16 protein-coding genes are annotated in these 21391 nt (G+C 72.3%); 4 read left to right on the top strand and 12 right to left on the bottom strand.

Going from position 1 to position 21391, the window contains the following annotated elements; translation table 11 throughout:
• Nucleotides 1-227: 227 nt before the first annotated feature.
• Entirely contained in the window at nucleotides 228-407 is a 180-nt protein-coding gene (locus tag AB0O09_RS26170; RefSeq protein WP_363545093.1) for a hypothetical protein, read from the bottom strand.
• Nucleotides 408-680: 273 nt separating this feature from the next.
• On the opposite strand from AB0O09_RS26170, the gene AB0O09_RS26175 reads away from it, so the two are divergent.
• On the top strand, nucleotides 681-1880 hold the full coding sequence (locus AB0O09_RS26175) for a globin domain-containing protein (protein ID WP_363545096.1): 1200 nt from the start codon (nucleotides 681-683) through the stop codon (nucleotides 1878-1880).
• Nucleotides 1881-2016: 136 nt separating this feature from the next.
• On the opposite strand, the gene AB0O09_RS26180 is transcribed toward AB0O09_RS26175, so the two are convergent.
• From AB0O09_RS26180 to AB0O09_RS26205, 6 genes are all read right to left on the bottom strand, one after another.
• Nucleotides 2017-2628 carry a class I SAM-dependent methyltransferase gene (locus AB0O09_RS26180; protein ID WP_363545099.1) on the bottom strand — a complete coding sequence of 204 codons (612 nt, stop codon included), beginning with the start codon at nucleotides 2626-2628 and terminating at the stop codon, nucleotides 2017-2019.
• A 63-nt stretch (nucleotides 2629-2691) separates the two neighbouring features.
• Complete coding sequence (locus AB0O09_RS26185; protein ID WP_363545102.1) at nucleotides 2692-4035, bottom strand: helix-turn-helix domain-containing protein; 1344 nt, start codon at nucleotides 4033-4035, stop codon at nucleotides 2692-2694.
• Between the two features lie 298 nt (nucleotides 4036-4333).
• Entirely contained in the window at nucleotides 4334-4753 is a 420-nt protein-coding gene (locus tag AB0O09_RS26190) for an ATP-binding protein (RefSeq protein WP_363545104.1), read from the bottom strand.
• 89 nt (nucleotides 4754-4842) lie between these two features.
• A complete protein-coding gene (locus tag AB0O09_RS26195) occupies nucleotides 4843-11355 on the bottom strand; it encodes a type I polyketide synthase (protein ID WP_363545106.1) in 6513 nt (2170 codons plus the stop codon).
• A 76-nt stretch (nucleotides 11356-11431) separates the two neighbouring features.
• A complete protein-coding gene (locus tag AB0O09_RS26200; RefSeq protein WP_363545109.1) occupies nucleotides 11432-12706 on the bottom strand; it encodes a beta-ketoacyl synthase N-terminal-like domain-containing protein in 1275 nt (424 codons plus the stop codon).
• A gap of 236 nt (nucleotides 12707-12942) precedes the next feature.
• Nucleotides 12943-13161 carry a DUF5988 family protein gene (locus AB0O09_RS26205; protein ID WP_263108343.1) on the bottom strand — a complete coding sequence of 73 codons (219 nt, stop codon included), beginning with the start codon at nucleotides 13159-13161 and terminating at the stop codon, nucleotides 12943-12945.
• A gap of 894 nt (nucleotides 13162-14055) precedes the next feature.
• On the opposite strand from AB0O09_RS26205, the gene AB0O09_RS26210 reads away from it, so the two are divergent.
• Nucleotides 14056-14223 (top strand): hypothetical protein, encoded by a 168-nt coding sequence (locus AB0O09_RS26210; RefSeq protein ID WP_363545112.1) that lies wholly within the window; start codon nucleotides 14056-14058, stop codon nucleotides 14221-14223.
• Nucleotides 14224-14515: 292 nt separating this feature from the next.
• Entirely contained in the window at nucleotides 14516-15121 is a 606-nt protein-coding gene (locus AB0O09_RS26215; protein WP_363545115.1) for a hypothetical protein, read from the top strand.
• Between the two features lie 283 nt (nucleotides 15122-15404).
• On the opposite strand, the gene AB0O09_RS26220 is transcribed toward AB0O09_RS26215, so the two are convergent.
• From AB0O09_RS26220 to AB0O09_RS26240, 5 genes are all read right to left on the bottom strand, one after another.
• The gene (locus AB0O09_RS26220; protein ID WP_363545118.1) at nucleotides 15405-15698 is read right to left on the bottom strand and encodes a helix-turn-helix transcriptional regulator; all 294 of its coding nucleotides are present in this window, start codon (nucleotides 15696-15698) and stop codon (nucleotides 15405-15407) included.
• Nucleotides 15699-15743: 45 nt separating this feature from the next.
• Nucleotides 15744-16340: a DUF1349 domain-containing protein gene (locus AB0O09_RS26225; protein ID WP_363545121.1), complete on the bottom strand. Its 597-nt coding sequence runs from the start codon at nucleotides 16338-16340 to the stop codon at nucleotides 15744-15746.
• 139 nt (nucleotides 16341-16479) lie between these two features.
• A complete protein-coding gene (locus AB0O09_RS26230; RefSeq protein WP_363545124.1) occupies nucleotides 16480-16779 on the bottom strand; it encodes a DUF6480 family protein in 300 nt (99 codons plus the stop codon).
• Nucleotides 16780-16991: 212 nt separating this feature from the next.
• A complete protein-coding gene (locus AB0O09_RS26235) occupies nucleotides 16992-18971 on the bottom strand; it encodes a protein kinase (protein ID WP_363545127.1) in 1980 nt (659 codons plus the stop codon).
• Between the two features lie 293 nt (nucleotides 18972-19264).
• On the bottom strand, nucleotides 19265-20227 hold the full coding sequence (locus AB0O09_RS26240; protein WP_363545129.1) for an NAD-dependent epimerase/dehydratase family protein: 963 nt from the start codon (nucleotides 20225-20227) through the stop codon (nucleotides 19265-19267).
• A gap of 202 nt (nucleotides 20228-20429) precedes the next feature.
• Between AB0O09_RS26240 and AB0O09_RS26245 the strand changes: the two genes are divergently transcribed.
• Nucleotides 20430-21137, top strand: coding sequence for a TetR/AcrR family transcriptional regulator (locus AB0O09_RS26245; protein ID WP_363545132.1), 708 nt, complete (start codon nucleotides 20430-20432; stop codon nucleotides 21135-21137).
• The last annotated feature ends 254 nt before the right edge of the window (nucleotides 21138-21391 follow it).

The following is a 21391-nucleotide window of genomic DNA, read 5'->3' on the forward strand; positions in this document are numbered from 1 at the left end:
TGCTCTGCAGGAATGGCGTTCGTGGCTGCCCAGCCGCTCGTAGCTGGACGCTCCATCGTTCGGGGTGTGGCTAACAGCCTGGCCTGCGGTCGATCAGCCGAGCATTGGGCCATTGGTCACTGGCGGTGGAACAACGGTCCCGAGGGCACGACCCTCGATGCCCGAAGCGGATTCCGGGGGTCCTCGGCTGGGGTTGACGCCCGGGCAGGATGGGGGCGGCTCGGTGCTCAGGGGTCCAGGTCCCGGCGCAGCAGGAGCGGGGGCGCGGTGGCGATCCCGGCCAACCCGACGGCTACCAGGACGGCGAACGGGTCCCAGGTGATCGTTCCGTGGGAGAGCGCGTCGTCCGGCGTGTAGTAGTGGAACAGGCTCAGGTAGCACAGCGGTGCGGCCGGGTGCCAGGCCATGACGATGACGTTGAGGGCCTGGGCCCAGAACCCCCACTTTGGCTGCGTTGCCCGCTCCCCGCCAAGGCCCACCGGCGGCTCGCTAGGGCCGAACGGTGCAGCCCGGAGAGCCCGGCTTCGGCCCTGGAGACCTCGCCCAATGGGACCTTCGACCTCGATCCGAGACGTTGTCCGATTTGTTCCATCGTGGCGGTCCCGGCGCCTGATACACCGGTCCTGGCCTTCGAACAATCGGCCCCACCCGCTCCCTGTCCCGCCTTCCAAGGAGCTGCCGTGCTCTCGCCCGACTCCGCTGACATGATCCGCGCCACCCTGCCCGTGGTGGGCGCGTCCCTGGACGACATCACCACCCGCTTCTACGCCACGATGTTCGCTGACCGGCCCGAGCTGCTCGACGGGATGTTCAACCGCGGCAACCAGGCCAGCGGGGCCCAGCGGCAGGCCCTGGCCGGATCCATCGCCGCCTTCGCTGGCGCACTGCTGGCCCACCCGGACAGCCACCCCCAGGCCCTGCTGGGCCGCATCGCGCACAAGCACGCCGCGGTAGGCGTGACCGAGGACCATTACGCGATCGTCCACAAGTACCTTTTCGCGGCGATCGCCGACGTCCTCGGCGACGCCGTCACCCCCGAAGTCGCCACCGCCTGGGACGAGGTCTACTGGCTGATGGCCCAGGCCCTCATAGCCCGCGAGGCAAGCCTGTACCGCGAGGCCGGGGTACGCCCGGGCGACATCTGGCGCCAGTGGACCGTCGTGGCACGCACACAGGAGACCCCGGACACCGCCTCGTTCCTGCTGCGCCCGGCCGACGGCGGCCCGGCCCCGCTCGTACATGCGGGACAGTACGTGAGCGTTCGCGTACTCATGCCCGACGGCGTCCACCAGCTGCGGCAGTACAGCCTGTCCAGCGCGCCGGAAGCGGAGGAGCGCAGGATCACCGTCAAGCGCGTCCACACGCCGGGGGCACCGGACGGGGAGGTCTCCACCCTGCTGCACGACACCGTCCGACAGGGCGACCAACTCACCCTGTCCGCGCCATTCGGCGACGTGGTCCTCGACGACACCGACAACTCCCTGGTGCTGATCTCCGCCGGCATCGGATGCACCCCGATGGTCGGCATGCTGGAGCACCTGGCCGCCACCGGCTCCAGCCGGCCCGTCCTGCTGCTTCACGCCGACCGCTCTCCGGCCGACCACGCGTTGCGCACCCGCACCCGCGAGCTGGTCGCCCAGCTGCCCGGCGCCACCTCCCTCTTCTGGTACGAGCACCCGGGCGTCGACGAGCCCGGCGCCCGGCAAGGCCTGATGGACCTCACGGACGTGGAGATGCCCGTGGACGCCCAGGTGTACCTGTGCGGCTCCCTCCCCTTCATGCGTAACGTTCGAGGCCAGCTGATGCACGCGGGCGTCCCCGCCCGCCGGATCCGCTACGAGGTGTTCGGCTCCGACCTCTGGCTGGCCGATGCCTCCTGACTCTGAGCCGCATGAATGACTGGTGTCTGCGGGAACTCACCGAGACCTGCCCGAGGTGACCGATCTCGCTCGCCGTGCTGGCAATCCCCTGCAGCAGATTGCCCGCGACGAGCGGCGAGTCTCCACCGCGGCGAGCTCACGGGCCGCCTCGGCGAGGAGGGTCTTCGTCAGGGCTCGTCGTCGAGGCCGCGGAGGGCGCCCGCCGCATCCGGTAGACGCAGGTCCGGTAGGGCATCTCGACGCTGTCGCGGCCGGCCAGGGCCGGATCGGTGGCGGCCAACTCGCCGATCTTCCGGTCCAAGCGGGCCTGCTCGGCGGCGTCGGCGGTCAGGTAGGAGGAGCGGGACTGGACCAGGTCGATCAGCCGGTCGGTCGGGACGGTCACGGTGTGCTCGATCAGGCCCCGTTCGGGTTCGGTGAACCATGGCGTCACCGGCCCGTACTGCCAGGCGCTCTCCAGGCCGTATCCCTCGCTGCCGACGATGCCGGAAAGCGCGGCCACCCACGGGGTCCGGTCGTCACGGATGTTCCACAGCGCGGCGAAGACGCCGCCCTCGCGCAGCACCCGGTGGATCTGCGGCAGCGCGTCCTGCGGGGTGAACCAGTGGTAGGCCTGCCCGACCGCGACGGCGTCGACGGACCCGTCCGGCAACGGGATGTCCTCGGCGCTGCCGGCGAGCACCGGCGTGCCCGGGTGGCGTTCGGCGGCCACGGCGCGCATCCGCTCATCGGGCTCGACCGCGACCACCTCGTGATCCGGGCGGGTCCCGGGCGGAAGACGGCGTCGGGGCGCTCGGGAGCCCTCGGCGGTCTACTTCGATTGCCGCGGAAGCGGGTTACCGGCGCCGGCTTCGCGTGGGAGTGGCGGATCCCCCTCCTGCTCCCCGTCGCGAGCGCCAGGTCCGGCAGGATGCCCGTCGTCGCACCCGGACAGTGCCCGGGCCTCGGCCGGGGCCGCCGGGGACAGCGGGTGGGCAGATCCGCCTGCCGTGCAGCCCTGCGCCTTCCCGCCGGCGAGCCGTACGGGTCGTTCCAGGGTGATGCGGCCGCTGCGCACGGCGATCGTGCGGCCCGCTCCTCGCGGCGCCCTCGGGAAGCAGGCGATGACCGCTCCGTGGGGGGTCGTGACGGACAGGTACGGTTCGTCCAGCCTCCGGCGGATCCCGACCTCGCTGCCGGCGAGGCCTGCGGGAAGCAGGTAGTGGTTCCCCTCGAATGAAACGCTCCCGTGCGGACCGACCGTGCGCTGAACGCGGACGCGGGCGGGAAACGGCTTCGAGGGCAGCGGCAGCAGGGGCCGGACGTCCCCCTCCGCCCGCCGGCGCCAGCTGTCCGAACGCTCGGCGAGACGGTCGAGGCTGTCCTGGGCCTCCTGCATGCCGACATCGTCAGCTGCGGTGTCCCACCAGTGAAGGACGACGGCGCGGCGGGCACGGGCGGCGGGGACGGACGGTCCCGTCCGCGGACTGATCGCGATCGAGGCGCCGTAATAGGTGGCGATCTCGTGGAAGGTGGCGGCCACCTTGCCGGCCGGTGAGCAGACAGGTGGGGTCCGGTCGAACAGCCAGCGCCCCCCGGTGCCACCCAGCCGCCGCAGCACCTGGTCCACGGCTTCGACGTAGTGCGGAAGGTCGTCGGCGGCGGCCAGGGCCGCACGCCAGCGGCCGGACCGGGTGAGCGATCCCATGAGCACGTACGCGCGGGCCCCGCAGTCCCACTCGACCGGCGGGGCCGGGAGCTGTACCCAATCGAACTGCACGTCCTCGACGGTGCCGCAGACGGGGCGGTCCGTCCTGGGACGGCGGCATCCGCAGGCCGGGCGCGTCAGATGGGTGCGCAGGGCTCGGGTGAACGTCGAGTAGGCGCCGGTGTAGCCCAACTCGACGATCTCGCGGTGGAGTGCGTTTGCCTGCAGGTGCGGGTCCTCGTCGAGCCGCTGCCGGCAGTACGGGACGAACCGAAGGAACTCACTGGGGCGAACCGCCCGGACTCCTGCGGTCCGCTCCCCTCTCACGTAGGCCCTGACCGTCTTGCGGTCCCGGCCCAGCTGCCGGGCGATCGCCGAGACGGACCATCCCCGGCGACGCAGGGCGCGGATCTCCTTGTAATCCTCTGGGCTGATCACCCAAACCCCCTGGCTGTCGAATTTCGCCACTGCACACGGTCTTTGGTGAACGGCGACTGCACGAAAGGCGTCCGGCACATATGCCAGTGGCAATTCGGAGACCGCAGTCGCCCCGTTCGGAATGTGAGGTGGAGCTCTTTGGATGATTCGCATGGCAGCGCGCACGAACCGCAGAGGCGTGAGGACCGCCGGCGGAGCGATCGCGCGGCAGAGACCGGTGTCCGTTCGTCACCGATACCCGACTCGCCCGCTCTGCAGAGGGCCACCGGCCCTGTGCAGAGCCGGTGGCGGGCGGGCGGGGGCCCGCAGGGGCGGGGACACCCTCGTCTCACAACCTCAGTCGGCAGGAGATGGTCTTGGTTCCGTCGCGATGGAAACGGCAGGCCCAGGATCTGGCGACACTCTCGACCAGCAGCAGACCGCGCCCGCCTTCTTCGCAGGTGACCGCCCGGTGCACGCGGGGAGCGCTGTTGGAGCGGTCCCGCACACCGATCGACAGCCACCGCTGGTCGAGCGCGATCGTCACCCTGATGGGGTGCTCGCTGTCGGTGTGCCGGATCGCGTTCGTCAGAAGCTCGGTGGTCACGAGTTCTGCGTCCTCGGCGAGATGGGCCATGTCCCAGTGACCGAGGATTGCCTTCACGGCGCGGCGTGCGGGCCGCACCTGCTCGGGCTCAGGGAACACGAACATCGAGATGCGGCGGTTCTGCACCCGCTCGTAGGTGCCCGGCGACTGTGTGGAGGTCATGTCCGTCCCCTGGCTTCGCTCCCCGGCGGAGCCGGGACTACGTCCTTCGCGGGGTCGGCGGTCCGGCGCGCTCGCAGCCTGAAGCGGGTTCATGGGGTCGTCCTCGGCGGCCTGGTGCCGGCGGGCGTGGCGCCCGAGGATCGGGTCGACCGCGCCCGACGGGGCTCGATGAGGTCCGCGGCGGGGAATGCGGCGGCGTCGGGCGGAGCAGGGGAGGCGTCGCAGGCCAGGTCGACGCCGATGTGCTGGGCAAGGCCGTCGGCGAGAGCCGCCAGGGTGGGATGGGCCGAGACGAAGTCGCCCGCGAGTCCGACGCCGAACGCGTCCTCCAGGCGGGTGCGCAATTCGATGCGCAGCAGGGAGTCGAACCCGAGTGCCTGCAACGGGGTCTGCGGATCCAGGGTGCTGGCCCCCAGCCGGAGGACGGTACGGATGTGGTCGGCCAGGAAGTCCTCGAGCACCCTGCGCCGGGCAAGGCCGGGTTCCGCGGCCTCCAGCTCGCCCCGGATGTCGCACGTGGCGTGCTGGGCGGCCTTCTGCGCGGGGATGTCGGGCGCCTCGGGCGTGATGAGTGCGAACAGCGAGGACTTCCGGCCCGCCGGGGGAATCCAGGTGTCCGGCGGGCCGGGGACGACGCCCGTGCGTACGCGACCGTGGGTCAGGAGCGCGGCGAGGGCGTCGAGTCCGTCGGCGGTGGGGATCGTCCGGTAGCCGCGGGTCGCGAAGCCGGTGGCGACCCCGGTTTCACCCCAGGGCCCCCAGTTGACGGCCAGTGTGGGCAGGCCGCGGGCGCTGCGCCACCCGGCGAAGGCGTCGAGCCACGCGTTGGCGGCCGAGTAGGCGCCCTGGCCCGGATTGCCGAACAGGGAGGCCATGGAGGAGTACAGGACGAACCAGTCCAGCGGCAGCGACGCGGTGGCCTGGTGCAGCCGCCAGGCGCCGGTGGTCTTGGGGTGCCAGACGCGTTCGAGCTGGTCGTCGGTGATGTTGGACACGGCGGCGTCGTCGAGGACCATCGCGGCGTGGAGGACGCCGTTCACCGTCCCGCCCTCGGCGGTGGCTTCGGTCACCAGCTTCTCGGCGACGCCGGGCCGGGCGATGTCACCCAGCACCACGCTGACGCGGGTTCCCAGTTCGCGCAGCCCGGCGAGGACCCGTTCGGTGTCGGCCGAGGGCGGTGTGCGTCCGTTGAGGACGAGGTGGGCGGCGCCGTGCTCTGCCAGCCAGCGCGCTGTGGCGAGGCCGACGCCGCGCAGGCCTCCGGTGATGAGGTAGGTCCCGTCCGGTCGTACCGGTGAGGGCGCTTCACGCAGGACGGCGGTGGTGGTGCCGTCGCCGGGTATCGTCAGGACCAGCTTGCCGATGTGGCCCGCGCCGGCCATGAGGCGGAAGGCGTCGGCGGCCCGCGCGAGCGGACGGGTCCGGCAGGGCAGCGGGGCGAGGGTGCCCCGGGCGAATTCTGCCAGGACCTCGCGCATCACCTCGGCGAACACGTCCGCGCGGGTGTGCTGGAGCTCGACGAGGTCGACCGTGCTCACCGTGATGTTGTGCCGCAGGAGTCCAAGACCCAACGGGGTGTCGGCGAGGATGTCGCGGACACCCAGTTCGACGAATCTGCCGAAGGGCCGCAGCGTTTCCAGTCCGGCCCTGATGGCGGGCCCGGAAAGGGAGTTGAGGACCACGTCGACCCCCTCTCCCCCGGTGGCGGCGCGGGTCTGCTCGGCGAAGTCCAGGGAGCGGGAGTCCATGATGTGCCGGATGCCCATGGCGCGCAGGTGCCTCCGCTTGTCCTCGCTGCCTGCGGTGGCGAACACCTCGGCGCCCAGGCGCTGCGCGACCGCGATCGCGGCCAGTCCCGTCCCACCGGTGGCACTGTGGATCAGGACACGCTCACCGCTGGTGAGCCTGGCCACGTGCCGCAGTGCGTACCAGGCGGTGAGGTAGGCGATGGGCAGCCCTGCGGCCGTCTCTGCGGTCAGGCCCGCCGGGATGGGCGCGACGGTGGTTGCGGGCACGGTGGTGAAGGTGGTGAAGAGACCGCCCCGCACGTCGACGACGAGAACGCTGTCGCCGGCGCACAGATGCCTGACACCCGGACCGACGGCGGTGATCACGCCGGTGGCCTCGAAACCGATGCGGTAGCCCGCTTCGTCGTCGGTCGCCAGCATGCCCATGGCGGTGAGCACGTCGCGGAAGTTCATGCCTGCGGCGTGGAGGCGCAGTTCCACCTCACCGGGGCCGGGGGCGCGCCGAGCCGTGGCGGTCAGGCGCAGGGCGTCGAGGTCGCCGAGCCGCTCCGCGTGCAGCTGGAAACGGTCGGTGCCGTAGCGCACGGTGCGGGTGAGGGCGGTGGCGCGTTCGGTCTCGGACAGGGGGGTGTAGGCCAGCCGGGCGATGTGGCGGGTGTCGCCGCGCAGGGCGATCTCGTCCTCGGGAGGGTCGGTGAGGAGTTCGGCCGCAAGCCGGTGCAGGCCGTCGTCGGCGATGTCGGCGTCGATGAGGGTCGCTCGCAGCTCCGGGTGTTCGTGGGTGAGCACCCGGACGAGTCCGCGCACGCTGCTCTGGGCCGGGTCGACGGGCCGGCCGGGCTGCAGATCGTAGGCGGCTCGGGTGACGGCGTACAGGCGTGTCGGCGCGCTGCGCGCGATCGCGCTCTGGGCGGCGGCGAGCAGACGGCGGGTGCGGCACAGTGCGGTCGCTCCGGCGTCGTCCTCGGGCGCGGCGGGTGCGGACAGGACGACCACGGCCCGCGGCGTGGGCGATGCGTCCCCGTGCCTGGTGATCGCCTGCTTGAGCTGCGAGAGGGTGGCGGTGTCGACGGGAAGGTCGAGGGCGTCGGCGCGTGCCCCGGCGCGGTGGAGGGCATCCGCCAGGGTGCGGGCGGAGCCGTCCGCTTCGCCGATGACGAGCCAGGACCCCGGCTCGGCGGGTTCGGGACGCTCGCGGTGCGGCTCGGGCTGCCATCGCGTTTCGAGGAACCACCGGTCGACGGTCTCGTCGGATTCCCGGCCGCGGCGCAGGAAGCGCAGTGCGTCGATCTCGACGAGGGGATTTCCCGCCTCGTCCAGCAGCCGCACGTCTCCGACGATGCTGTCGGCCGCGGTGTGGGTGAGCCAGGCGTGCGCGTAGTAGGCCTTCCCCGGATCCGCGAGGATCCGCACGGCCTGCACGTGGACGGGCAGCACCAGGCCGTGGCCGGATTCGTGGACCAGGCCGGCGACGACGAGCTGAGCGCACAGGTCCAGGAGGACCGGGTGGATCCGTAGGCCGTGGGGCGCGCTCTGTGCCGGGGCCGGCAGTGTCACGCGGGCCCAAAAGCTGTCGCCCTGCGCGGAACTGCGCAGTTCGGTGATGCCGCTGAAAGCCGGGCCGTGTTCCAGGCCCCGTGCGCGCAGGCTCTCGTAGAGCGCGCCCGGATCGAGCACGACGTCATGTCCGGCGGACAGGGCGTCCACGGACAGCACCGGTTTGCGGGGGGACGGGTCGATCCGACGTAGGTCGGCAGTCGCCTGCCGCACCCACGCACCGTCGTTGCCGCGACCGAAGATCGCGCAGTCGGCGCGGTCCGTGCCGGTCGGGGTGACGACCGTTCCGAGGGGCGTGTGCGCGTCGAGGTGCAGCATCTCGCGGAAGTGGATGTCGGTCGCTTCGACACCGTGCGCAGCACCGGGCAGGACCTCGGCGGCGGCGGTCAGGGCCAGGGCGCAGTAGGCGGCGCCGGGCAGGACCGGCCGGCCGTGGACGCGGTGGTCGGACATCCAGGGCAGGACGTCGGTACCGGTGTCGGCGTGCCAGGTGTGGCGCGGCCGGTCGCCGGGCACCTCCGTGTGCGTTCCCGGCAGGGTGGCGGGTGTGCGTTCGGTGGACCGGAGGACTGCTCGCGGCGGGGCGGTGTCGGTCCAGTGGGGTCGGCGGTCGAAGGTGAGTGCGGGCACGTCGGTGAGGTGGCCGTCGGCGTAGACCCGGGACCAGTCGACGCTCACACCCGCGCAGTGCAGGGCGGCGAGCTGGGTGCGGAAGGTGGTGCGCTCGTCTTCCCTCTTGCGCAGTGTCGGCAGGATCACGGGCTCGTGAACCAGTCCGGTCAGGCTTCCGGCGAGCGAGTGGGTGACGACGGGTTGCGGCGAGACCTCCAGGTACACCTGGTGTCGGTCGGCGGCAGCGGCTGCCGCGGCGGCGTGGAAGCGCACGGGCCGGCGCAGGTTGGCGCACCAGTAGGCGGCGTCGAAGAGGGGCGTCGCGCGGGGGTCGTCGAGGACGGTGGTGTAGAAGGGGACGGCCGGTTGGCTCGGAGTCAGATCTGCGAGGGCGGTCGCGAGGTCGGCGAGCAGCGGGTCGACCTGGGGGCAGTGCGAGGCGACGTCGACGTCGATCATGTGTGTGACGACTCCGCGGGCCCGCCAGGCGGCGGTGAGGTCCCGGACGGCGGCGACGGTGCCGGCGACGACGGTCGATCCGGGTGCGGCGATGACGGCCACCGACACCTTGTCGGCGCCGGCGGCGGCGAGTTCGGTCTCGACGGTCGCCCTGTCGAGGCCGACGCTCGCCATGGCGCCGGCTCCGGCGATGCGCGTGAGGAGAGCGGATCGTCGGCAGATGACCCGCACGCCGTCCGCCAGGGTGAGTGCTCCGGCGGTGACGGCGGCCGCGATCTCGCCCATGGAATGGCCTATGACGGCGGCCGGCTCCACCCCGTGGTCGCGCCAGGTGGCGGCGAGGGCGACCTGCAGGGCGAACAGCGCGGGCTGCACGCGGCCGCAGCCGCTGATGTGTTCGCGGTCGTGAACGGCTCGCAGGACGGAGAATCCGGTTTCCGCGGTGATCAGCGCGTCGGCTTCGGCCAGTGCCTCGGTGAACGCACGATCGGTGCCGAGCAGGCCGTATCCCATGCCCGGCCACTGCGAGCCCTGGCCGGAGAACACCCAGACGGCGTGACGGCTCACGCCCGCGCCCACGTGGCCGCGTACGACGCCGGGATGGGCTCGTCCGGCTTCGAAGGAACGCAGGGCATGGGTCAGCTCACCGTGGGAGCCGCCCACCACCCCGAGCCGACCGTGCCCCGGGGAGCGGCGCAGGGCGAGGGTGTGGGCGACGTCGTGCAGCGGCGCGGCGGCTCCCTCGGTCTCCAGCCAGTCCGCCAGGCGTGCCGCGGCGGCGGGCAGGGCGTCCCGGGAGCCGGCGGCCACGAGGAGGACGTGAGGCGGCGTGGTCTGCTCCTGCGACGGCGCGGTGTCGGCGGGGACGCGGTCCGGTCCGATGGCGGTAGCGGTGGTGGCGGCGCCGGGAAGGACGGTGGTGCGGCCGCGGGTGGGGGCCTGTTCGAGGATGACGTGGGCGTTGGTCCCGGAGAAGCCGAAGGACGAGACGGCGGCCAGCCGCGACGCCGTGAGGACGGGCCAGGCGGCCAGGTCGGTGGGAACGAACAGCCGGGTGCCCTCGGCGTCGATGGCCCGGTTCCAGCGGGTGAAGTGGAGATTGGGCGGGACGAGCCCGCGCTGGAGGCAGAGAACCGCCTTGATCAGGCCGATGACTCCGGCCGCCGGCTCCAGGTGGCCCACGTTCGTCTTCACCGAACCCAAGGCGCAGCGCCCCTGGCCCACACCGTAGACGGCGGCCAGGCTGGAGAACTCGACGGGGTCTCCGACGGGTGTGCCGGTGCCGTGCGTCTCCACCAGGCCCACTTCGCGCGGGTCGGTTCCGGCTCGGGCGAGGGCCTGACGGTACAGGGCCTGCTGGGCCTCGGCGGAGGGCGCGGCCAGGACGTCGGAGCGGCCGTCCTGGTTGACGGCCGAGCCGCGGATCAGGGCCAGGATGCGGTCGTGGTCACGGAGCGCGTCCTCCAAGCGTTTGAGAACGACCACGCCGCATCCCTCGCCGCGCACGAAGCCGTCCGCGGCGGCGTCGAACGTGCGGCACCGGCCGGTGGGCGAGAGCATCCCCATGCGGGCGAAGGACATGGTCGTTCTTGCGCCGAGCATCAGGGTGACGCCGCCGGCCAGCGCGAGATCGCACTCGTCGTTGCGCAGGGCCTGGCAGGCCAGGTGGACCGCCACGAGCGAGGACGAGCACGCGGTGTCCAGTGCGACGCAGGGGCCCTGCAGGCCCAGCAGGTAGGAGATGCGCCCGGGGGCGACACAGTGCCCGTTGGTGAGGATCGCTCCCTCGAGTTCCCGGGGCTGGCCGGCGAGGGACTCCATGTAGTCGGTGTAGCTCAGGCCCGAGAACAGTCCCGTGGACGTTCCCGCCAGTCGCTCGGGGGGGAGGCCGGCGTGTTCGAGGGCTTCCCACGTCACCTCCAGGAGCAGCCGGTGCTGGGGGTCCAGGACATCGGCCTCCTTGCCCGAGACCCCGAAGAAGTCGGCGTCGAAGCCGGCGACGTCGCGAAGGTAACCTCCCCATCGCGGCATCTGCCCGGCGTTGCCGACCGGAACGGCGGGAATCTGTCCGGCGCGGGTGACCGGCGGTTCGCCGACGGCGTCGCGGCCGGCTTCGAGCAACCGCCACAGGGCGGCGGGCGAGTCGGTGTCGAGGGGAAGGCGGCATCCCATGCCGATGACGGCGATGTGCGTGTCGGCAACTCTCGGGTTCTCCGCGTGGCCCATCACAGGGTCTCCTTGCGCTTGCACGAACGGACGGGGAGCGCTCGCCGTGCGGCGGCGCGGGTGGCGGCGGCCGCGGTCAGTCGGCGTCCGGGCTGCCCAGCAGGATGGCGCTCTTGACCCCACCGATCTGGTAGTTGCAGGTCAGCGCGTAGTCGAACTCCAGGCGCCGGGTGTGGACGCCGGGAACGGGGTCGAAGCGGATGTTGTCGGCGGGCTCCTCGCAGTTGGCGGTGGGGCACACCTCGCCCTGCTCCAGCATCAGGAGGGTCAGGGCGACGCCCAGAGCCCCCGCGGGGGCGCCGTTGTGGCCGAAGCAGGCTTCCTGGGAGGTCATCAGGAGGTCTTCCACGCCGTCGCCGTACAGCTGCTGGACCGCGTTCGTCTCGAAGGCGGTCACGACGACGTCACCGTCGCTGCCGCCGTGGATGTAGGGCACCTGACCGATGTCCCACCGGTCCCCGAGGCACTTGCGGACGGCGGTGACCAGGGAGGCGCCGCTCTCGTCGCTTGCCAGGGGGTTGGACAGGCCGTCCCGGGTCATGCCGTGCGACAGGACCTGCCCGTAGACGTAGGCTCCGCGGCGCTCGGCGCGGTCACGGCTCTCCAGTACCAGGGTCGCCGATCCCTCCCCGTGGTTCACGCAGTCGGCCCGCCGGTCGTAGGGCCTCATGACCCGGTCGAAGGACGGGAGGAGCTCGGGCATGCCGTCGACGCGGATGGACTCGTATGCGCCTTGGGCTCCGTGCAGCAGGCGCTGGACGTTCTGGATCACGTCCACGCCGAAGACGTCGACGCCGGTGATGACGGCGAGGTCGATGTCGCCGGCGGCGATCATGCGACGGGCGTTGCCGATCTGGACGGCGGACGAGGCGCAGCCGCACGAAACGGTGAAGCATGGCCCGGTCGTGCGCAGCAGCGCCCCCTGGACCAGTGCCACGTCGGAGGGGGTGAGTCCCTGCTGGGCCCTGACGAACAGCTCCATCGCCTGGTGGGGGGTGGTGGTGCGCGCGTCGGCGTGCAGGACTTCGAGGTAGCTGGCGATGTTGGCGTCGATGCCCCCACGGCCGACCAGGACCGCAGCGTCGGTGAGGTCTCCGTTTCGGATGCTCAACTGGGCGTCGGCACAGGCTTCGACGAGGGAGACCAGTCCGTAGCGGTGGGCGTTGGTGTAGTGCCGGGAGAAGATGCCCGGCACGTCGGGCAGGCGTTCCGCGAAGGCCGTCTCCGGCAGTTCGACGGAACCGTAGTAGACGCCGTGGTGCTTCAGGCACGAGCGGCCGTGGGAGGCCACGTCCCAGACCTCGCCCACGGTGAACAGCGGTTGCTCTTCGCCCGGCAGACAGAACCCCATGCCGGTGACGACGGTGTCCGTGCCCCGGGAGCGCCCGGAGGAGGGCCGGCTCACGACGCACGTCCCAGGGGCGCGGGGCGGAAGCTTCGTACGCATGCAGGAAGGTCACTGATCACTGTTCACCTCGGGTTGTGGGGTGGGGTGTTGAGGGAGGGGCTGCGCCGGCGGCTACGGGTGTTCCCGGGGCCAGGCATCGGTGTCGATGTCGGGTGCCGGGGAGGCGGTGACGAGTCGTACTACTCGGCCACGGCGGTCCGGTACGACCACCGGTAGACGGGGATCAGCACGTCCCCGACGTCCTGGAAGCGCCTCGTGAACTCGAAGTGCTCGTAGCCGTTCCCGCGGGGGATCTTCAACCGGTCCTCGATGACGTCGGTCTCTACTTCGTGGATCTCAGGAATGTCACTCGGCCCTCCTCTGAGGAGGACCATCAGGCGGCTGGACGTGGCACTCACCCCATCGATTGGAGACGATCTAGATTCCACGCAGAAGAGTCGGGCCAAGTGCTGATTGCACACGCTCCAAATACCCGCCCCCAAGAGGGTTAATCCAGGAAAACAAACGGCGCACGAGGCGCACCAGGGGGCGCATACGTTCCGGACCCCCACGGGCCACGGAAAACGGGGGCACCAACCTCTCATGATTCGCACCAGGCGCCCCAGAACTGCAGGTTGAGCAAATATGAATACTGCAGCACGCTCACATCGAATGTCCACCACGGACAGCAAAACACCAGCTCAAGGCGGCACATCGACCTGGGTTCGTGCATGTTCTCTGCTCAGGAGGGGGCCATGTTCAGGAATCGCGCCGAGGATTTCGAAGGGCGCCCGACCGAACCTTTGGTCAGCGCTCACCAAAAACGGCCACAAGCAAGCCGCCTAATCGTCACAGAGTCCCCGGGTCGGAGTTCCGAAGAGGAGGCGCGCCCCAAAAAGAACCAAATGCCGCATTCATCGGCAAGCGACCCATTGCTGAACGCAACGCCCATTCTGTCGTGAGCAATAACTCTCCGACCTGGCCGAAATTGGCCTTGTCCGGCCCTGCGGAGCGGGAAAGAGGACCCATGTCGTCGCCGGTTCTCCGCGCCGTCGTCCCTTCGCAGTGGCCCGCGACCCGGTCGTGGAGACCGCACAGCCGGGGCCCGGACCGGCCGGCGCCGACCGGGCGTGGGAGTGCGAGGCGTGGCAGGAATGGTTGACTGCGCGCATTGACCCGGCATGGCGGCCGGGGGGTGGCAGATGGAGTACTGGCTGTTCACCGCCGGCCCCGACCACCCCCGATCGTCGGTGTCCCCGTGTCGCACCGCGGCGTGCGATGTGGTGGTGTCTCCAAGGAACGCCTCCTGCGCCATGTGTGCGCAGGTCCGCAGCGACAGCGGCCGCACCCCGCAGGAGTTCGCCGCCACCTACATCCCGGTGCGCACCAAGGCCCAGCCCGGGCAGGACGGCGGACCCTGCACCGTCACCACGGGCGAGCCCGCTGTGTGCGGCCCGCGCACTCCAAGGGCCTGCGCCTGACCCACTACGTTGAAGGCTCCCCCGGCGTCAGCGCAGCGAGGACATCGAACGCTGGGCGCGGACCACCCCGATCCCGTCCACCGACATCCCGCCCTGCGCGGTGCCCGCCTGCCTGCGGGCCGGCCTGGACGCCCACGGCCTGTGCCACTACCACGTGCGCGTCCTACGCCGACATCGCCGCCGGGCCGGCGACGACCGCATCGACCCTCGAGCCTGGCCCCACCACCCAGACCCCCTACCTCGCCACGCACCAGTTCAGCCTCACCCCCTGCCGCAGCCGCTGCGCAACGAGGTGCTCTACGGCCTCCAGCAGGCCGAGGAGTGGATGCACTCGCTCCAACCCGAATACGTGCGGCGCCTGGTCGACACCATCACCGTCGACACCCTCCTGGCCGGGACACCCGCCCACGCCATCCGCCCCGCAACGCAGAAAGACGTGCTGCGCCTCGTGGACCGATTGTGCTCGGCTGTGCAGGCGGGATTCGCCGAGTTCACCGGGGTTCCCCACCTGGCCGGGGACGTGATTGACCTCAGGGCCCTCGGACAGCGCTCACTCAAGGGCCACCCCCTGAAGGCGGCCAAGACCGTCGACCTCGGCGTCGTCGGGCAGCAGTGGCTCAGGGCCCTGCTCCGCGACTGGAGCCTCGCCCAAAGCCCGAACGCCGGCTCCTTCGCCCGGACCCTGCACGCCTGTACTCTCGCCACCCGCGTGCTCGCCCGCCGCCCCGACGGCGGGCACGACCCTTCAGCCCGCGGCTACGGCGACATCACCGCCATCGTGGAGGCGTTCCGCACCGCACTGAACGGGGTCACGGTCACGGCCGATGCCCTGCACACCCAGCGCGGCCATGTGCGCTTCCTGGTGGAGGAGAAGTTGTCGAGCACCAACAGTCCCTGACGGTTCATCAGGGCGGCGAGCAGCGCATCGTCGAGGGTGCCGCCGGGCTGCTCGGCCACGCCCAGGACGGCCGCGACCGCCGCGCCCACCCGCCCGGGGTCGGCGACGGGGACGAGGTCGACGAACCACACCCCGTCGGCGAAGTCACCGGCCGCCTCCGCCGCCACGGCCAGGGCGAGCCGGGTCTTGCCCACACCGCCCGGGCCGACCGCGGTGACCTGGCGGTGCTGCTTCACCGCCTCGGCCAACTCCCCGCGCTCCCGCACCCGGCCGACGAACGCCGTCAGCGGCGCCGGCAGGGCGCCGGCAGGGCGGGGGCGGGGACAGGGGCGCGCGGTGCCGGCGTCGGCGTCGGCGGGGCGGGCTCGGGGTGCGGCCGGCCGGTGCGAGTGGGTGCGGCCCGCCGGGCGAGTGCCCTCCAATCCGGCAGGTCCAGCTTGCGCAGCAGGGAGGAGACGTGCGACTCGACCGTGCGGACGGAGATGAACAGCCGCGCGGCGATCTCCGCGTTGCTGAGGTGCTCGCCGAGCAGGGCGAGCACGTCGGCTTCACGGGCCGAGACCTCTGGAGTGGACACCGGGTCATTATCCGTACCGCTCCGCACGGTTCGGGACGCCCGGTCTCAGTCGTCGGTGTGCAGGGCGCTGTCGGCGGGCCCGAAGGTGAACGCCGTGAAGAGGACCCGGAGGCCGTCGCGCTGCGGGGAGCAGCAGTACGGGCCGGCCGTGGCGTGTGCCTCCGGGGCCAGCGGGGCGTACCGGACGAGCCGCCAGGGGCCGTCCTCGCAGCGGGCCCGGACGGTGAGGGCGTCGCCGCTGCGGCTGGCCCGGACGGTGACCTCGCGGCCGTGCCACTCGGGAACGGGTGACAGCGACCAGTCGGAGACTCCGCGGGTGACGACGGCGCCGAGGTGGGCCACGCCGTCGGACATCTCGACCCCGGCCTTGGTCCATGTCGATTCGTCGACCCTGACCATCACCCCGGCCTGGTCGTAGAGGGTGTCGAAGTCGGCGACGAAGGACACCTCGACCGCGGTGCCGTCCGGCAGCGGGGCGAGCAGGGCGTGCCCGTCGTCGCGGACGAAGCCGTACCCCGTGGTGCGCCAGAAGTCGCTGCGGTCGCGGGTGGTGACGACCAGGACCCGGCCGTCCGGTACGGCGGACGCGGGCGGGTTGAGCCAGTGGGCGTCGGGGATGTCGACCGGCTGCGGGGTGTCCATGCCTCTCCTCGGGCCTGCCGCCGCACGGACCGCGACGGGACGGACCAGCCTGTCACGCCGCGGCCGGTGAGGTGCCCGCGGGGTGGCGGAGCGATGACGCCAGGACCGGCCGACGGCCCCTCAGAAGACGGCGATCCGGTCAGAAGGCGGCGATCCGGGCCACGGCGAAGCCGGCACAGGCGATCACCAGCACGGCGATCAGCGCGATCGGGATCCAGCCGGGCCAGGCGTCGTGGAGTTCGACGGGCTCCGGCAGGGAGATCCCGTGGCAGGTGGACGCCTCGCACTCGGGGGTCTCGGTCGGCGGCACGGAGGGCACCGGCGCCTCCGGACGGGCGGTGCCGGCCTCGGGTCCGGCGGCCGCGGGTGCGGCGGGCCCGGTCGGGGCGGCTGCGCGGGCCCCGGCCGGGGCGGATGTGCGAGGGAGGGTGGTCGACATGACGGCCTCCGGTGTGTCGGGGATGACCGTTCCACGGTCACGCCCCGGCACACCGGAGGCCGGTCGCATCGTTGCCGCACCGGATCCCGGCAGTCGGCTGTGGGTCACCGCGATCCGTTGCGGATCGCGGGAGTCCGGTGCTGGTCCTGCGGGTCACCGCGGACGTCCGCGGACCTCGGGCGGGCCCGGAGGTGCGCGGTCCGCAGGCGGCGTCACTCGTGCGGGTAGGTCCGGAAGACGTTGCCCTTGGTGTCCGACGAGAGGTAGCCGCTGCCGTACGCGTCCGAGAGGTAGACCCGGATGGTCGGCGTCCCGTCGAACATGTCCGGGCCGATGATCAGGTAACGGCTCGTGGGGTTGGGGACCTTGAGCGTGTCCTTGGCCTTCTGCAGGAGGTCCGGGATGATGCTCCAGTCGTAGCCGTTCAGGTCCACCGGCTTGTCGTCGCCGATGACGCTGCCGCCCGGGGTCTTGCTGGTGTGGCCGTTCCGGTAGTCGATCCGGTCGTACAGCTTGGGGTTGTCGGTCTTCGGGGTCTCGGCGATCGCGTACTCGGGGTAGACCGTCAGCTCGTTGATCATCGAGGTGCCGGCGACCGGCTTGATCGCGTCGACCACCGCCTTGACGCCGTCCGTGGAGAGCAGGTCCTTGGGCGCGGCGTTCTTGCCGCCGGCCTTGGTGGCGGTGGCCGCCGGCGTGCCGCTGCCGGTGGTACCGGTGCCAGTGGTGCCGGTGGTGCCGGTGGTGCCGGTGGTGCCGGCCGCGGTGCTGCTGCCGGTACTCGTGCCGGTCACGTGGGAGCCGGTGCCGCCGTTGTCGTCCTGGACGTTGTTCCAGACCAGCACGCCGGCGAGCACGGCGCCGGCCACCGAGGCGGTGAGCAGCACGGTGCGGCCGCGCGACGCGTTGGCCGGGGGGTGGTTCGGGTGGCCGTTCTGCGGCGTCCAGGCGTTGGTCGGGCCGGTGGACGACTGCGGGTGGCCGTAGCCGCTCATGCCGCCGGTCGGGGACTGCGGGAACCCGTACCCGCCGCCGTTCGGGCCGGACGGCACCGGCGGCTGCGCCTGCGGGAAGCCGTAGCCTCCGGCGGACTGCTGCGGGTGGCCGTACCCGGCGACGGAGCCGGTCGAGGGCTGCGGGTAGCCGTACCCGGCGGCGGGTGCGCCGAACGCCCCGGGGACTGCCGGGACGCCGTAGCCCGCAGGCGCACCGGTGGACCCACCGGCGGGGGTGCCCGTGGGCGCGCCGAACACCGGCTGGGGGGTGGAGCCCGAGCTCGACTCCGGCGGGCCGGGCTGCTTGAAGGTCTCCTTGACGGTGGGCGCCCAGTGGGCGGGACCGGCGGCCGGTTCGCCCTGCTCGGCCGCGGCGAGCAGCCGGTCGAGCATCTCGGCGTCGGGCCGCAGCGCAGGGTCCCGGGAGAGCAGGGCGCCCAGCAGCGGGCCGAGCTGCGCACCGCGTACCGGTGGCGGCAGCGGCTCGTCGAGGACGGCCGCCAGGGTGGCCAGCGTGGTGCTGCGGCGCAGCGGGTGGTGGCCCTCGATCGCGACGTAGAGCATCATGCCGAGCGACCACAGGTCGGAGGAGGCGTCGCCGCTGCCGCCGCGGATGCGCTCCGGGGCGATGTACTCGGGCGAGCCGATGAGCGAGCCGGTGGCGGTGAGCGCCGTCGCGTCCTGCATGGCGGCGATGCCGAAGTCGGTGAGGACGGGCGTGCCGTCGGTGCGCAGCAGCACGTTGCCGGGCTTGACGTCGCGGTGCTGGATGCCTGCGGCGTGCGCGGCCCGCAGGGCGGCGAGCACGCCGCGGCCGATCCTCGCGGCCTCGGGCACCGACAGCGGGCCCTGGACGAGGCGGTCGGCCAGGCTGCCGCCGCTGACCAGCTCCATCACCAGCCACGGGTGCGGCTGGTCGGGGGTGTCGACGATGTGGTGGATGATCACCACGTTGGGGTGCTGGAGGCGGGCCAGGGCACGCGCCTCGCGCAGGACGCGCTCGCGCAGCTCCTGCGCGGCGACCGGGTCGCCGGCGAGCATCGCCGGGTCCGGCGGGCGGACCTCCTTGAGCGCGACCTCGCGCTCCAGGGCGTTGTCGCGGGCGCGCCAGACGAGGCCCATGCCTCCGCCGCCGAGGCGCTGCAGCAGTTCGAAACGGCCGTCGATGAGCCGTCTCTCCGGCCCCCCAGTGTTCATGCCCGTCATCGTAGGGGGCGGGACGGACTGCCCGTGCCGCCGGGAGATCACGATCGGGCCGCACGGCCCGGGCCCGCCGGCGGTGGCCGGCGGGCCCGTGGAACCGGATCTGGACGAACCGTCCGGGCGGCCGTAGGCGGGGTGGTGCCGCGGTGGTGGCCTCTGGTGGTTCGGTGGCGGTCCGGGGTGATCCGGGAGCCGTCCCTGGGGGATCCGGCGGCAATCCCGGGAGCCGCCCCGGGGTGGTCCGACGGCGGTCCGGCGGCGTCCCGCTGTGCGGCCGGGCCATCGGTTCAGGAGCGCGGGGTGTGGGCGGACAGCAGGTCCCGGTACCAGTCGAGGGTCTCGTCGAGGGTCCGCTCCAGCGGGATCGGGGCCGCGCCGAAGGCCCTCTCGAAGTCGCCGGAGTCCACCACCTGGGGCTCGGTGTGCTGGTAGAACATCTCGGCGTACTCGGCCATGAACACCTCGTCGAAGGGGCCGAAGGGCCGCGGCGCGTCCAGCACGAGGACGTTCAACGGTCGGCCGGTCCGCTCCTCGATCATGGCGTGGATCTGGCGGGGCGTCCGGGCGGGCGCGGTCGGCAGGTGCCAGACCCGGCCGTCTGCCTCGGGGTGCTCGCCGAGGGTGGCGAGCCCGGCGGCGACGTCCCGGATGTCGGTGTGGCTGTGCGGCAGGTCGATGTCGCCCAGGCCCAGCACCTCGCCGCCGGTGAGCGCGGCCGGGAAGACGGCGCCGCCGAGGGTGGAGTTGAGCACACCGGGGCCGACGAAGTCCGCCGCGCGGCCGAGCACCACCCGGGCCCGGCCCTCGCGGTGCGCGGTCAGGTACGCCTCGTCGAGCTCGGCCCGCATCCGCCCCTTGCGGCTGACGGCGTTCCACGGCGTGCGCTCGGTCATCGGCGCGCCGCCGGTCGGGCCGTACGGGTACAGGGTGTCGAGCACGACCAGGCGGGCGCCGGTCTCCTCGACCGCGCCGAGCACGGCCCGCTGGATCAGCGGCATCAGCTCGACCTGCAGGTGGTAGCCGACGTTGACGCAGTGGTAGACGACGTCGGCGCCCTGCACGGCGGCCAGCGCACCGGCGGGGGTGGAGACGTCGGCGGCGCGGCGCTCGACGCCCAGCGGCGCGGGGCCCTCCCCCGAGCGGTCGATCAGGCGGACAACGTGGCCGCGGCGGGCGAGCTCCGCCGCGAGGGTCGTACCGGCCGGGCCTGCGCCGAGCACGACGTGCAGCTGCTGCTCCTGGGTGTTCATGGTGTCCCCTCTCTCCTTCGGTCCGTTCGGTACGGACCATTCCTTTAGCGAGCACCCCTCGCCTCTGTTAGAGACTGTAACTGTTGCGATGGCTCGTCGCAAGGGCGATGAAGCGTCAGCGAGATGGAGGCGCAGCCGTGAGAGACTCTCGCTGGAGCGACAACCAATAACGAACGAGACGACACGGAGAGGAGCAGCCGAGATGGCGGACTCCCGCACCACCGGCCCGCGCGCCCGCTACCGCGAGCAGACCCGCGCCGAGATCAAGGACGCCGCACTGCGGCAGCTGGCCGAGGGCGGCAGCGCAGCACTCGCCCTGGTGAAGATCGCCAAGGAGCTCGGCATGTCCGGGCCCGCGCTGTACCGCTACTTCGCCAGCCGGGACGACCTGCTCGGCTCCCTCATCTCGGACGCCTACGAGGACGCCGCCACAGCCGTCGCCGCGGCCGAGGACCCGCGCGGCGGCCCGCGCGCCCGTCTGCACGCCCTGGCCACCGCCTACCGCGGCTGGGCCGTCGCGCAGCCCCACCGCTACCTGCTGATCCAGGGCACCCCGACCCCCGGCTACACCGCACCGCCGGAGACCCTCGCGAGCGCCCGGGCGGTCCTCACGCCCTTCCTGCCGGTCTTCGCCGCCGGCACCCCGGCCCCGGCCACCGCCCCCGTGCTCGCCCAGATGCGGGCCTGGCTGGCGGCGGACACGGCCGTCGCCGCCTGGGTGGCCGCCAGCGCCCCGGACGGCCCCGAAGCCGTCGCCACCGCCCTCACCGGGACGGTCCTCGCCTGGAGCACCCTGCACGGCACCATCGGCCTGGAGGTCTCCGGCCACTTCTCCGGAATGGGCCACACCGGGGACACCCTGCTCGCGACGCAGGTCGAACTGCTCGCCGAGGCCTTCTCACTGAAGTGATGCACTGTCGCAGGCGCTTTGCGGGCCTCGGAGAACTCAAGGGGCCGTCACAGACCGGCACACCCGTAGCGGATGCGACGCCTCCGAGCGGCCAGGACGCCCCCTCCGTCAACAGCCGGAGGGGGCAGCGCGGCTGAATCACACCGTCACCTGCGGGCCCTAGGCCGTGTCTCATAATTGATCTTGTGGTGGGTCGAGGAGAGATAACGGATGCTGCGTGGGCTCGGATCGAGCCGTTGCTGCCGCAGCGGGAC

Source organism: Kitasatospora sp. NPDC093679, from assembly GCF_040683455.1.
In the GTDB taxonomy this organism is placed as follows: Bacteria; Actinomycetota; Actinomycetes; order Streptomycetales; family Streptomycetaceae; genus Kitasatospora; species Kitasatospora arboriphila.

What these genes read in the sequence shown, in the direction of transcription:
- AB0O09_RS26235 (WP_363545127.1), bottom strand. Translation starts at nt 18,971, where the DNA reads ATGAACACTGGGGGGCCGGAGAGACGGCTCATCGACGGCCGTTTCGAA.
- AB0O09_RS26170 (WP_363545093.1), bottom strand. Translation starts at nt 407, where the DNA reads ATGGCCTGGCACCCGGCCGCACCGCTGTGCTACCTGAGCCTGTTCCAC.
- AB0O09_RS26200 (WP_363545109.1), bottom strand. Translation starts at nt 12,706, where the DNA reads ATGGGGTTCTGTCTGCCGGGCGAAGAGCAACCGCTGTTCACCGTGGGC.
- AB0O09_RS26195 (WP_363545106.1), bottom strand. Translation starts at nt 11,355, where the DNA reads ATGGGCCACGCGGAGAACCCGAGAGTTGCCGACACGCACATCGCCGTC.
- AB0O09_RS26210 (WP_363545112.1), top strand. Translation starts at nt 14,056, where the DNA reads ATGTGTGCGCAGGTCCGCAGCGACAGCGGCCGCACCCCGCAGGAGTTC.
- AB0O09_RS26225 (WP_363545121.1), bottom strand. Translation starts at nt 16,340, where the DNA reads ATGGACACCCCGCAGCCGGTCGACATCCCCGACGCCCACTGGCTCAAC.
- AB0O09_RS26240 (WP_363545129.1), bottom strand. Translation starts at nt 20,227, where the DNA reads ATGAACACCCAGGAGCAGCAGCTGCACGTCGTGCTCGGCGCAGGCCCG.
- AB0O09_RS26230 (WP_363545124.1), bottom strand. Translation starts at nt 16,779, where the DNA reads ATGTCGACCACCCTCCCTCGCACATCCGCCCCGGCCGGGGCCCGCGCA.
- AB0O09_RS26245 (WP_363545132.1), top strand. Translation starts at nt 20,430, where the DNA reads ATGGCGGACTCCCGCACCACCGGCCCGCGCGCCCGCTACCGCGAGCAG.
- AB0O09_RS26190 (WP_363545104.1), bottom strand. Translation starts at nt 4,753, where the DNA reads ATGACCTCCACACAGTCGCCGGGCACCTACGAGCGGGTGCAGAACCGC.